General features: G+C 64.1%; 11 protein-coding genes. 6 read left to right on the top strand and 5 right to left on the bottom strand.

The genetic code is table 11. The annotated features are described in order from the left end of the window. Positions 1 to 3: 3 nt before the first annotated feature. Entirely contained in the window at positions 4 to 1623 is a 1620-nt protein-coding gene (locus tag LB536_RS02905; RefSeq protein ID WP_224590042.1) for a GMC family oxidoreductase, read from the bottom strand. A gap of 385 nt (positions 1624 to 2008) precedes the next feature. On the opposite strand from LB536_RS02905, the gene LB536_RS02900 reads away from it, so the two are divergent. Genes LB536_RS02900 through LB536_RS02880 form a run of 5 tightly spaced genes read left to right on the top strand, consistent with a single transcriptional unit; the run spans position 2009 to position 6943 of the window. Beyond that, a complete protein-coding gene (locus LB536_RS02900) occupies positions 2009 to 3283 on the top strand; it encodes a flavin-containing monooxygenase (protein WP_224590041.1) in 1275 nt (424 codons plus the stop codon). A 42-nt stretch (positions 3284 to 3325) separates the two neighbouring features. After that, complete coding sequence (locus tag LB536_RS02895; protein WP_224590040.1) at positions 3326 to 3766, top strand: RidA family protein; 441 nt, start codon at positions 3326 to 3328, stop codon at positions 3764 to 3766. Between the two features lie 5 nt (positions 3767 to 3771). Then, the gene (locus LB536_RS02890) at positions 3772 to 4446 is read left to right on the top strand and encodes a DUF1028 domain-containing protein (protein WP_224590039.1); all 675 of its coding nucleotides are present in this window, start codon (positions 3772 to 3774) and stop codon (positions 4444 to 4446) included. Positions 4447 to 4467: 21 nt separating this feature from the next. Beyond that, positions 4468 to 5958, top strand: coding sequence for an aldehyde dehydrogenase (locus LB536_RS02885; protein WP_224590038.1), 1491 nt, complete (start codon positions 4468 to 4470; stop codon positions 5956 to 5958). A 49-nt stretch (positions 5959 to 6007) separates the two neighbouring features. After that, positions 6008 to 6943, top strand: a complete 936-nt coding sequence (locus LB536_RS02880; protein ID WP_015316459.1) for a LysR family transcriptional regulator — start codon at positions 6008 to 6010, stop codon at positions 6941 to 6943. Between the two features lie 15 nt (positions 6944 to 6958). Here LB536_RS02880 and argE read toward each other — a convergent pair whose 3' ends face one another. Further along, the gene (gene argE, locus LB536_RS02875; protein WP_224590037.1) at positions 6959 to 8116 is read right to left on the bottom strand and encodes an acetylornithine deacetylase; all 1158 of its coding nucleotides are present in this window, start codon (positions 8114 to 8116) and stop codon (positions 6959 to 6961) included. Positions 8117 to 8339: 223 nt separating this feature from the next. Between argE and LB536_RS02870 the strand changes: the two genes are divergently transcribed. After that, the gene (locus tag LB536_RS02870; protein ID WP_224590036.1) at positions 8340 to 10409 is read left to right on the top strand and encodes an FAD-dependent oxidoreductase; all 2070 of its coding nucleotides are present in this window, start codon (positions 8340 to 8342) and stop codon (positions 10407 to 10409) included. A 23-nt stretch (positions 10410 to 10432) separates the two neighbouring features. Here LB536_RS02870 and LB536_RS02865 read toward each other — a convergent pair whose 3' ends face one another. The 3 genes from LB536_RS02865 to LB536_RS02855 are packed head-to-tail and all read right to left on the bottom strand — an operon-like array spanning position 10433 to position 13166. Then, positions 10433 to 11458 (bottom strand): ABC transporter ATP-binding protein, encoded by a 1026-nt coding sequence (locus LB536_RS02865; RefSeq protein ID WP_224590035.1) that lies wholly within the window; start codon positions 11456 to 11458, stop codon positions 10433 to 10435. An 8-nt stretch (positions 11459 to 11466) separates the two neighbouring features. After that, positions 11467 to 12309, bottom strand: coding sequence for a carbohydrate ABC transporter permease (locus LB536_RS02860; protein WP_140756568.1), 843 nt, complete (start codon positions 12307 to 12309; stop codon positions 11467 to 11469). Further along, positions 12306 to 13166, bottom strand: a complete 861-nt coding sequence (locus tag LB536_RS02855; protein ID WP_263488808.1) for a carbohydrate ABC transporter permease — start codon at positions 13164 to 13166, stop codon at positions 12306 to 12308. Before LB536_RS02855 ends, LB536_RS02860 begins: the two co-directional genes overlap by 4 nt. Between the last annotated feature and the right edge of the window lie 25 nt (positions 13167 to 13191).

The following is a 13191-nucleotide window of genomic DNA, read 5'->3' as shown; positions in this document are numbered from 1 at the left end:
TCTTTATCTTTCGCCCTGATGCGCCGAGCCCAGGATCATCTCCGAGGCCTTCTGTCCGATCATCATGCTTGGCGCGTTGGTGTTGCCGCCGATCAGCTTCGGCATGACTGATGCATCGGCGACCCGGAGCCCGTCCACGCCTCGCACCTTCAGCGTCGCCGGATCAACGACCGCCATCGCGTCCGTCCCCATCTTGCAGGTCCCGACAGGGTGGTAGACGGTCAGCGCTTCGGCGCGCAGATAGGCGAGGATCTCGTCGTCGCTGCGGACATCCTTGCCCGGAAGCATTTCCTTGCCGCGCACTGAATCGAACTCGGACGCGGCGAGGATCTTGCGCGCGATCTTGATGCCTTCGACAAGCACCATGGCGTCGTCTTCATCGGCGAAGAAGCGGTGGTCGATGAGAACGTCGCGGCGAGAACTGTCCCGTGACAATCTGATCTCGCCCACGCTTTTCGGTCTGAGCACGCAGGTGTGAATGGCATAGCCGTGGCCGTATTCGATGAGCCTGCCGCGATGGCTGCGATAGCCCGGCACGAAATGGAACTGAATGTCGGGCAGGCCGTTCGCATGCCTGGTTTTCGCAAAGCCGCCGGCCTCGACGTAATTGGTTGTGAGCATTCCCTTGCGGCGCGCGAAATACTGGAAGGGCGCTGCGGCGATGCGGGGCAGGTTGGCAAGCGACAGGCCGAGCGTCCTGGTGCTCCTGGAGCGCACGGTGATCATGCCGTCTATATGATCCTGCAGGTTCTTGCCGACACCCGGCAGGTCGAGAACCGGCGTGATGCCGATCTGCCGAAGCTCCTCCGCGGGGCCGATGCCGGACGCCATCAGGATCTTGGGTGAGTTGATGGCCCCGGCACAGAGCACGATCTCGCGGCTCGCCGCGAGTATTTTTTGCTGGCCGTCATGGCGCACGCGCAGTCTGGTCGCGCGCCTTTCGGCGATGACGATGTCGATCACCTCGCATGCGCTGAGCAGCGTCAGGTTCTTGCGATCGAGCACCGGCCGCATGAAAGCGGTGAAGCTGCTGAAGCGCTGGCCCCGGTTCTGCGTGACGTTGTAGATCCCGACGCCGAACTGGCTCTCGGCATTGAAGTCTCCGTTGGCGGGCAGGCCGGCACGTTCGCCAGCCCTGACGAACATGCCGGAAAGCACGTTCGGATCGCGCGGATTGTCGACCATAACCTCGCCGTCCGTGCCGTGATAGCGCGGGTCCTGGGCGATCAGGTTGCGCTCCAGCTTCCTGAACACCGACAGCACGTCGCGGCAGGCCCAGCCGGCGCAGCCGAGCGCGGCCCATTCGTCATAGTCCTCCGCGGCGCCGCGAATATAGACCATCGAGTTGATCGAGCTTGATCCGCCCAGCGCCTTGCCCCGGTTGACCGGAATGCTGCGGTTGTTGAGATGGGGCTGTGGCACGCCGACGAAACAATAGTCGTAATTCGGGTTGCCATAGAGCGACAGGATGCCTGCCGGAACCTTTACCCGCAGGCTGTCGTCGCTGCCGCCGGCCTCTATCAGGCACACTTTGACCGACGGATCGGCGCTCAGCCGATTGGCCACCACGCAGCCGGCCGAACCCGCGCCGACGACGATGTAATCATAGCTCTCAGTGCTCATGCCAGCCCCTCGAGGATGCCGGCGCTCGAGGCATTGCGGAACGGGCGGCTGCGGTAGCGCATCCTGTTCCGCAACCAGCTTCGCGCCGATCCATGCCCGGCTTCGCCCGCCACCCATGCGGCGCTACGGATCCGACCGCTGAAACTGTAGATGCGTCTATCGACGCGAGAAATTCGGAAATGGTTACGCGTGACTTCGGAGATTCGTTATGGGCGCCCACCGGCACGTGCTGCTACTTATGAGCGCCAATAACGAGACGACCGGATGACACACGGCCTGTCTGGAACACGGTGAAAGGGATCACCCCGGGCTGCATCCGCCAGCCGCCGGAAATCGGTTTCATCCGTGCGGCAGCAGCTGTCGGATGGTCAGAAAAGGACTGGGCATGTCGGTTGAGACGATAGACACGCTTATCGTTGGCGGCGGCCAGGCGGGAGTGGCCATGAGCGAGCACCTGAGCAAGTGCGGAGTGCCTCATCTCGTCCTCGAACGTGGCCGCATTGCCGAGCGCTGGCGCTCGCAGAGGTGGGACTCCCTCGTTGCCAATGGCCCGGCCTGGCACGACCGCTTCCCGGGCATGGAGTTTCCGATTACGGGTCCCGATGGCTTTCCCTCCAAGGAGGAGGTTGCCGACTATTTTGTCGCTTACGCAAAGCAGATCAACGCGCCGATCCGCAGCGGCGTCGAGGTCCGGCTCGTGCAAAGAAATGTCGGTCGGCCCGGCTTCCGCGTCGAGACCTCCGATGGCGTGATCGAGGCCAACAGCGTCGTCGCCGCGACCGGACCATTCCAGGTCCCCGTCATTCCGTCCGTTGTGCCAGCGGAGGCGGGCATCCTGCAAATCCATTCCAGCGCGTATCGCAATCCCGCGCAATTGCCAAAGGGCGCGGTGCTGGTGGTCGGAGCGGGATCGTCGGGCGTGCAGATCGCGGACGAGCTCCAGCGCGCGGGAAGGCGCGTCTATCTTTCGGTCGGCCCGCACGACCGCCCGCCGCGGGCCTATCGCGGGCGCGACTTCTGTTGGTGGCTGGGCGTTCTCGGCAAATGGGACCTCGAAACCCCGGGACCAGGCACCGAACATGTCACGATCGCGGTGAGTGGCGCGCGCGGCGGCGAAACGATCGATTTCCGCCGTCTGGCCGCGCAAGGGCTTACCCTGGTCGGCATGACGAGGACCTACCAAGACGGACTGATGAGCTTCGCGCCTGATCTTGCGAAAAACATTGCCCGCGGCGACACCAATCTGATGTCGCTGCTGGACGAAGCCGACGCCTATGTCGCGCGCAACGGTCTCGACCTTCCGGAAGAGCCCGCTGCCCGCCGGATCGAACCGGACCCTGAATGCATGACCGATCCGATCCGCGAACTGCAGCTGGCCGAGGCCGGGATAGCGTCGATCATTTGGGCGACTGGCTTTGCCGCCGATTACAGCTGGCTGAAGGTCGACGCCTTTGACGAGAAGGGCCGGCCAAGGCACCAGCGCGGTGTCTCGACCGAGCCAGGAATCTATTTCCTGGGGCTGCCCTGGCAGTCGCGAAGGGGTTCCAGTTTCATCTGGGGCGTATGGCACGACGCCAAGCACGTCGCCGATCGTATTTCGACGCAGCGAAAATATCTGGCCTACCACGCCGCCGCGAAGCGCGAGCCCGTGGACGCCTGACTAAGCCGACGACAGCTGCGAGCCGACCTGATGGAGACCAACATGGCGCATACGCGAATTCGCACCTTCAACACCAAGGATACCTATCCCGAGCAGAAGCTCGACAACGATCTGTGCCAGGCGGTCGTCACGCGCGGCGGCCGCACGATCTATCTGCGCGGCCAGTGCCCGCAGGATTTGGACACGGCCAAGAATATCGGCAGTCACGATCCGGTCGAGCAGACCCACAAGGTCATGCAGAACATCAAGCAGCTCATCGAGGAATGCGGTGGGACGATGGAACATCTGGTGAAGGTGGTGATCTACCTGACGGATGTACGCCATCGCGAAGCCGTGTACCGGACGATGGGCGAATACATCAAAGGCGTGCATCCGGTTTCGACCGGCCTAGTCGTGTCGGCCCTGGCGCGGCCGGAATGGCTGGTCGAGATCGACGGCACTGCCGTAATTCCGGATGATGGCGCAACCATCATCCCGGACTGAGCGCCATGACCTTCTCCATCGTGGCACGGTGCCGGCGCACCGGTATGTTCGGAGTGGCGGTGTCTTCGTCATCTCCCGCGGTCGCGGCCCGCTGCGCCTATGCGCAGGCGGGCGTCGGGGCGGTTGCCAGCCAGAACGTCACGGACCCGACGCTCGGGCCACGAGCGCTCGAGCTGATGGCGCGGGGCGCCTCCGCCACTGAGGCCGTCGCGATCCTGAAGCGTACGGCCGCTTTCAGCGAATACCGGCAGGTCCTGGCGGTCGACGCGGCTGGCGGCAGCGCAATCCATTCGGGACCGAAAGCGCTCGGCATCTGGGCCGAGGCGCGCGGCGAGGACGTCGCCTGCGGCGGCAACCTGCTTACCAGCGATAGGATTCCGCAAGCCATGGTGGACGCCTTTCTCGCCTCCGGAGGCGATCTCGGCGACCGGCTGATCGCCACCATGCGAGCCGCGCTCGAGGCCGGCGGTGAGGCGGGACCTGTCCGCTCCGCCGGCATGAAGCTGGTGCGCGATGTCTCATGGCCCGTCGCCGACCTGCGTTGCGACTGGAGCGAAGAGTGTCCGGTCGAGCAGTTGGCGACGCTCTGGGATATCTACAAGCCCCAGCTTGATGCCTATGTCACGCGCGCCCTCAATCCGTCTGGTGCGCCGAGCTACGGCGTTCCCGGTGACGAGTAGTCCCGACAATCTGGAGCCAGCATGAGCGAACTCAGTCATGAGGATTGGATCGGCAAGGCGTCGGCGATCCGTTTTCGCGACGGCGCGTTCATCGACGGCAAGACGATGCCCGCGCGCTCCGGCCGGACATTCACCAGCATCAATCCGGCCACGGGAGCAACGCTCGCCGAGGTGGCCTCCTGTGGCGAAGAGGACATCGACCTTGCCGTCGCCGCGGCGCGGCGCAGTTTTGAGGCTGGCGTCTGGTCGCGAACCACCCCTCAGCATCGCAAGCAAGTGCTGCTGCGGCTGGCGGAATTGCTGCGCGAGAACCTGCAGGAGCTGGCGCTGCTGGAATCGCTGGATATGGGCAAGCTGGTCAAGGACGCCGCGACCATCGACGTGCCGGGATCGGCGGCGATCTTCCAGTGGTACGCCGAAGCGATAGACAAGGTCTATGACGAGGTGGCGCCGACGGGGCGGGGTGACCTCGCTTTGGTGCGGCGGGAACCGCTTGGGGTCGTGGGCGCCGTCGTGCCATGGAACTTTCCGCTCGACATGGCGACCTGGAAATGCGCGCCCGCGCTGGCCGCTGGCAATTCGGTGGTGCTGAAACCCGCCGAGCAATCGCCTTTCTCGGCGCTCAGGCTGGCCGACCTTGCCCTGGAGGCGGGCCTGCCCGCCGGCGTGCTCAATGTGGTGCCCGGCCTCGGCGAGACGGCCGGCCAGGCGCTTGGCCGCCATATGGATGTGGATTGCCTTGCCTTCACGGGATCGACCGCCGTCGGCAAGATGTTCCTGCAATATTCCGGCCAGTCGAACATGAAGCAGGTCTGGCTGGAGACCGGTGGCAAGAGTCCCAATCTGGTGTTCGCCGATTGCGGCGATCTGGATGCGGCAGCCGACATGGCCGCCTTCGGCATCTTCTTCAACCAGGGGCAGGTATGCTCGGCCAATTCCCGGCTTCTGGTGGAGCGCGGCATCAAGGATGCGCTGGTCGAGAAACTGGCGCAGCGGGCAACGGCGACCCAGCCCGGAGATCCGCTCGACCCCGCATCCAGGATGGGTGCGATGGTGGACGCGCGCCACGCCGCGACCGTCATGCGTTTCATCGATGGCGGCAAGAAGTCGGCGCGGCTGGTGACCGGCGGCGACCGGGTCGCCGTCGACGGGCGCGGCAGTTTCCTGCAGCCCACGATCTTCGACGACGTCTTGCCCGACGACCCGCTTGCCCGCGACGAGATATTCGGTCCGGTCCTGTCGGTGATCGCCTTCGACACCGAAGACGAGGCGCTTCGCATCGCCAACGACAGCGTCTATGGCCTGGCTGCATCGGTGTGGACCGACAGCCTGTCGCGGGCGCATCGCCTCGCGGAAAGTCTGCGCGTGGGCACGGTTTCCGTGAATACCGTCGATGCGCTGAGCCCGATGACTCCCTTCGGCGGTTTCAAGCAGTCCGGCTTCGGGCGCGACCTGTCGCTGCATGCGCTCGACAAATACACCGCGCTGAAGACCACCTGGATAAAGTATTGAGAAGCGGCCGCGACTTGATCACCGGCCGCAAACCGGCAACATAGCCACCATGCCGCTCCGCTTCACGCTCAGACAGCTCGAATATTTCGTCGCCGTTGGCGAAGCGGGTTCGATCGCCAAGGCGGCCGAGCAGGTGAATGTCTCGCCGCCGTCGATCTCGGCGTCGATCGCTCAGCTCGAAGCCGAGTTCGGTGTCCAGCTTTTCGTGCGCAAGCACTCGCATGCTCTGGCGCTGACCGCGGGCGGGCGCCTGTTCCTCAAGGAAGCCGCGCGCCTGCTCAACGACGCGGACGCACTACACGATATTGCCGGCGATATCGCCGAAAAGGTGCGCGGACCGCTGGCGATCGGCTGCCTGCTCACTTTCGCGCAGATCGTGCTGCCGGCGTTGCGCAAGAAATTCGAGGACGCCTATCCCGATGTGCGCGTCAGGCAATTCGAGCGCAACCAGGGACAATTGTTCGAGATGCTGCAGCGTGGCGAGATAGACGCCGCGCTGACCTACGATCTGGAGCTGTCGCAAGACATGACCTTCGAGCCGCTGATGCAGTTGCCGGCCTATGTGATGCTGCCGGCCGCGCATCGCCTGGCGGCAAAGGCAGGCATCACCCCCGAGGAACTGGTCGATGAGCCGATGGTGCTGCTCGATCTGCCCTACAGCAGGGAATATTTCCTGTCGGCTTTCCAGCCCAGGGGCCTGCGGCCCAAGATCGTCGAGCGCACCGGCGACATCGCCGTGATGCGCTCGATGGTCGCCAATGGCTTCGGCTACGGCATCGCCAATATGCGGCCGCTCAACACCATGTCGCCGGACGGGAAATTACTGGTCTTCGTGCCTTTGCTGGGCGACCTCCGACCGCTCACAATAGGAATTGCCTTGCCGAACGCCGAGCATCGCACGCTGACGGTGCAGGCCTTCATCGACCACTGCCGCCGCTTCGTCGTCGAGCAGGGCGTCTTCGGCACCGAACGGATCGTGAAGTGAGGGCTGCCATGCGGCTCACGGCCAGCCATCGGTGAGCCGTTCCAGCAATCTGTCCAGCATCCCGTCGCAACGCCGCAACTGTTCGACGCTGACAAATTCGTCCGGCTTGTGTCCCTGGGCCATGGAGCCCGGCCCGCAGACGACGGCAGGCGTGCCGAGATCGCGGCTGAACAATCCGCCTTCCGTGCCGAACGCGACTTTCATCGTGTCGTTGGCACCGGTCAGCGATTTGACGAAGGCCACCGCCTCCGACGCGGCCGGCGTGTCGAGGCCCGGATAGGTGTTGGTGATCTCGATGTCGATCGCGGCCTCGGCAGCGATCGAAGCGGCGTCCTGCGCAATGCGCGCCGCGGCGTCGCGAAGCCTGTCCAGAATGCCGGCGGCATCATCGGCGGCAATGTTGCGGATCTCGAAATCGACCTGGCAGAGGTTGGGCACGATGTTGAGCGCGACGCCGGCATTGATCTTGCCGACATGTACCGTCGTGTAGGGAATGTCGTAGTCGCCGTCGCGGGCGCCGTCGCGGGCCAGCCGTTCCTGTTCGTCACGCAAGGCGTGCACGAAATCGCACCCGAGGTGGATGGCATTGAGCGCCAGCGGGGCGAGCGCCGAATGACCTTCGCGTCCCCTGCAGACGGCGCGAGCGGCAAGCTTGCCCTTGTGCCCGGTCGCCACCTGCATGTTGGTCGGCTCGCCGACGATGCACAGCAACGGGCGTTGCGGCGCCCCGCTCAGCATCTCGATCAGGTCACGCACGCCCAGGCAGCCGACCTCCTCGTCATAGGAGAGCGCCAGATGCAACGGCGTCCGAAGCGCCATCTTGGAAGCCCTGACGCAGGCGGCGAGCGCAGAGGCCACAAAACCCTTCATGTCGGCCGCGCCGCGTCCGTAAAGCTTGCCGTCGCGCTCGGTCATTTGGAACGGCGGCAGCGTCCAGTTCTGGCCGTCGACGGGGACGACGTCGGTGTGGCCGGAGAGCATCACACCGGGCCTGCCGGGCGGGCCGATGGTGGCAAAGAGATTGGCCTTGTGCCCATCCGCGCTGTGGACGATCTGGCAGGCAATGCCGCTCGCCACGAGCAAGTCGGCCGCATAGCCGATCAGATCGAGGTTGGAGTCGCGGCTTACCGTCGGGAAGGCGATCAGCCGTTCGAGGATCCTGATACTGTCCATTTTCCTGTCTCTCGGTAGGGTCCCGGCTGTCTAGCATCATGCCGCCGATGCTCTGAAGTCGCATTTCGCTCAGCCCCGGTTCAACACAGACTAATCCGCGCCGGCGCGCGATTAGGCGCGTCCTAATCGGCACAGAAGAAATCCGTAGTTTTCCCGCGCCGGCTCCAACTTATGAGTAGTCTCGGCAGCACCGGCAGCGCCGAGCCGGTACGGAGGAAGCACCATGCGCGATCCACGCTACGACGTCCTGTTCGAGCCGATGAAGATAGGTCCGGTAACGGCCAAGAACCGCTTCTATCAGGTTCCGCACTGCAATGGCGGCGGCTATCGCGATCCGTCCGCGGCAGCAGAAATGCGCCGCATCAAGTCGGAAGGTGGATGGGGCGTCATCTTCACCGAGCAGACGGAAATGCACCACACTTCCGAGATCACGCCCTTCATCGAACTGCGGCTATGGGACGACGCCGACATTCCGGCCTTGGCCAAGATGGCCCGAGCCATGCACGAGCACGGCGCGTTGGCTGGCATCCAGCTCGCCTATTCCGGAATCAACGGCCCCAACCTCTACAGCAAGGAGGTGCCGCGCGGGCCGTCGGCCCTGCCGATCCGCACCTTCACCAACGATCCGGTGCAGGCGCGCGCCATGGACAAGCAGGATATCCGCGACCTGCGCCGCTGGCACCGCAATGGCTTCAAACGCGCGAAGCAGGCGGGTTTCGACCTGGTGTGCCTCTATGGCGCGCACGGCTTCGGCATCATCCAGCATTTCCTGTCGACGGCCACCAACCAGCGCGGCGACGAATATGGCGGCTCGCTGGAAAACCGCTCGCGGCTGATGCGCGAGCTGATCGAGGAAGGGCGCGACGCGATCGGCGACACGTGCGGCCTGACGCTCAGGCTGTCGCTGGACGAGATGATCGGCGAGCTCGGCTTCGCCAATTCGGAAGTCCGCGACATGATCGAGATGCATGCCGAACTGCCCGACCTGTGGGATCTCGCGCACGGCGCCTGGGAAGATTGCTCGGGCCCCTCGCGCTTCAAGGAAGAGGCGGCGCAGGAAAGCCTGGTGTCGGGCATCAAGAAGCTGACCTCGAAGCCGGTCGTCGGCGTCGGCCGCTTCACTTCGCCTGACGTGATGGTCAGGATGATCAGGTCGGGAACGCTCGACTTCATCGGCTGCGCCCGTCCGTCGATCGCCGATCCCTTCCTCCCGAGGAAGGTCGAGGAGGGCCGCATCGACGACATCCGCGAATGCATCGGCTGCAACATCTGCATCACCGGCGACATGACCATGTCGATCTCGCGCTGCACGCAGAACCCGACCTTCATGGAGGAATGGCGCAAGGGCTGGCATCCGGAGCGCATGCAAGCCAAGGGCCACAGCGACAGCGTGCTGATCGTCGGCGCCGGGCCTGCCGGACTGGAGGCGGCGCGTGCGCTCGGCCTGCGCGGCTACAAAGTGGCCATCGCCGAAGCCGGTACCGAGCTCGGCGGGCGCGTGGCTCGCGAAAGCAAACTGCCGGGCCTATCGGCATGGGGCAGGGTGCGCGACTATCGGCAGTATCAGCTCAGCCAGATGCCTGATGTCGACATCTATTTCGAAAGCCGGCTGTCAGCGGATGACATCCTGTCCTTCGGTTTCCAGAACATCGCCATCGCCACCGGATCGACCTGGCGCCGCGATGGCGTCGCGCGTGCCCATGTCGTGGCGATGCCGATCGACGCCGCGATGCCGGTCTACTCACCCGACGATCTGATGGCCGGCAAGGTTCCGGCCGGCAAGGTCGTCCTGTTCGACGACGACCACTATTACATGGGCGGCGTTCTGGCCGAACTGATGGCGCGTCAGGGAGCGAAGGTGACCCTGGTGACACCATCGGCCTATGTCTCGGACTGGACCCGCAACACGCTGGAGCAAGGGGCCATTCACCGCCGCCTGGCTGAACTCGGGGTCGATATCGTGCTCAACAGGACCGTCGTGAATATCGCTTCAGGTGGTGTTGCGACGGCCTGCGTCTACACCGGCGCGAAACATGATCTAACCGCCGATGCCGTCGTCCTGGTCACGTCGCGCAATCAGGACGACGCCGTTTGGCGCGATCTCAAGGCCCGGGAAAACGAGTGGGCCGGCAACGGCATCCGTTCGGTCAAGGTCATCGGCGATGCCGAAGCACCGGGACCCATCGCCTGGGCAACCTATGCCGGCCACCGCTTCGCCCGCGAGCTGGACGAACCCGACATCGGCGACGCATTGCCGTTTCGGCGGGAAGTCGCCGCGCTGGCGGCGGAATAGAACCGCGCGGGGGGCGCGGCAGATCAGACCGACCGTCCTTCCTTGTCGAAGAAATGCAGATGCCCGGGCTCGGCCAGCAGGCCGACCTCGGCGCCGGTTTCGGGCGTCGGTCCTTGATTGTGGATGACGAGGCATGTCTGGCCCCCGTCCAGCTCGACATGGAGGAGCGTGACGGCGCCGGTGTATTCAGCCAGCCTTACCCTGCCGCGCAACGTGGTGTTCGAGGGCTGGCCCAGCGACAGGTGCTCGGGTCGAATGCCGACCGATGTGGCCATCGCGGAAACCGATGCGCCAAGCGCGATCGGCTGTCCGTCGGCGAGCGGCAGGACGTTCATCTTGGGGCTGCCGATGAACTGGGCGACGAAGACGGTTTGCGGGCTGTCGTAGAGATCGCGGGGCGAGCCGACCTGTTCGATCCTGCCGTCGCGCAAAACCACGATCTTGTCGGCAAGCGTCATGGCCTCGATCTGGTCGTGGGTCACATAGATCATCGTCGTCGACAGGCGCTGGTGCAACGCCGCGATCTCAGAGCGCATGTGGACGCGCAATTCGGCATCGAGGTTCGAGAGCGGCTCGTCGAAAAGAAAGACGTCCGGATTGCCGACGATGGCCCGGCCGATGGCCACGCGCTGGCGCTGGCCACCCGACAACTGACGCGGGAATCGGTCGAGCAACGGTTCGAGCTTCAGCGTCGCGGCGGCTTCCGAAACGCGGCGGGCGCGTTCGCTGGCCGGCACCTTGCGGACCTTGAGGCCGAAGCCCATGTTGTCGCGGACCGTCAGGTGCGGATAAAGCGCGTAGGACTGGAACACCATGGCGACGCCGCGCCTGGCCGCCGGCACCTCGTTGACCAGGTGGCCGCCGATGTGGAGTTCGCCGTCGCTGATATGCTCCAGGCCGGAGATCAGCCGCAGCAATGTCGACTTTCCGCATCCCGACGGTCCGACGAAGACCACGAACTCGCCATCCTCGATCTCGAGATCGACGCCGCGGATGACCTCGACCGTGCCGAAATTCTTGCGAATGTCCTTGAGCAGAACCTTTGTCATGACTTCCCTTATCCCTTGACGCCGGAGAGGGCGAAGCTCTCGATGATCTGGCGCTGGGCGATCAGATAGATGATGAGGATGGGAACCACGGCCAGACTCGTCGCCGCCAATTGCAGGTTCCACAGGGGCAGGCCGTAGCTGTCGTTGAAATTGGACAGCGCCAGCGGCAGCGTGAACTTCTCCAGCGAACTGAGGAAGATCAACGGTTCGAGGAACAGGTTCCACGAATGCAGGAAAGTGATGATCGCGACCGCGGCAAGCGCCGGCCGCGACATGGGCAGCGCGATCTTCAACCAGACGCCGAAGCGCGACAGTCCGTCCATCTTGCCCGCCTCCTCGAGCTCCTTGGGCAGCGCCAGGAAGAACTGGCGCATCAGAAACGTCGCCACTACGCCCTGCGGCCCGAACACCGGCAGCAGGATGAGCGGCCAGTGCGTGTCGATCAGACCCATGGCGCGGATCAGGAAGAAGTTCGGGATGATGGTGACCTCTTCCGGCACCATCAGCGCCATTACCAGGAACAGCATCAAAAGACCGGCGCCGGCAAAGCGGATGCGCGCCAGTGCGTAGCCGGCGAGCGAGGCGATGAACAAGGTCAGCACCGTCACCGTCGCGGCAATGTAGAGCGAGTTGAAATACTGCCGCGCGAAAGGCTGATAGGCGAACACTTCCACAAAATTCTCGAAGCGCCAGACGCGGGGGATCAAGGTCGGCGTGCCGAAGATTTCGGTGGTGCTCTTGAAGCCGCCGGAAATCATCCACAAGAACGGGAAGATGAAAGGCACCGCCAGCAACAGCAGCACGATGGTCCAGCAGATGCGGTACAGGATTTCGGTCAGGCGCGGGCTCACTCCATGTCCCTCCGTCGCAGCGTCACCTGCACGAGGGTCAGCGCCATGACGATGACGAACATGATCAGCGCCAGCGCCGCCGCATAGCCGACGTTGAAGAATTTGAAGCCCTGCTGGTAGATGTAGAACGCCAGCACCAGCGTGCCGTTTTCCGGGCCGCCACCGGTCATCTGGTAGATGTGGTCGAATACCTTGAACGAACCGATCGTCGTCAGAACCATGATGACGAGCGTCGTTGGCGCAAGCAGCGGCCATGTGATCATGCGGAAGACCTGCCAGCGCGACGCACCCTCCAGCTTCGCGGCCTCCTCATAGTCGCGCGGTATCGATTGCAGCGCCGCGATGTAGAGGATCATGTTGAGCCCGACCATCTTGATGACACGGGTGACGATGACCGCAGCCATCGCCCAGTTGGGCTCCCGCAGCCAGTTCGGACCGTCTATGCCGATCCAGGCAAGCATCTGGTTCACGGCGCCACCTTCACCCTGCAGCATGAATTTCCAGACGATCGCCCAGGCGATCGCCGACGTGACCACCGGCGCGAAGAAAACCGTCCGAAAGAAGACGACGCCGAAGAACGGCCGCGACAGCGCCAGCGCAAGCGCAAGCGAGAGCGCCAGCGCCATGTTCAGGGGCACCAGCCCCAGCGCGAAGATCACGGAATTGCGCACGACATGCCAGAAGTCGGGGTTCTCCAGCAGGACATTGTGGAAATTGCGGAGCCCGACGAATGTCGCCTGCTGGCTGAGCAGGTTCCACTCGGTCGTCGAATAATAGAAAATGGCGGCCAGCGGCCCAAGGAAGAAGATCAGGAAGCCGATCAGGGTCGGGCTGACGAACAGCCACGCTTCCAGCATTTCCCTGGTTTTCAGGGTCAGCCAC

Origin of the sequence: Mesorhizobium sp. ES1-3 (assembly GCF_020164795.1) — a bacterium.
GTDB lineage: Bacteria > Pseudomonadota > Alphaproteobacteria > Rhizobiales > Rhizobiaceae > Mesorhizobium.
This window is presented reverse-complemented; position numbering and strand designations above follow the sequence as displayed.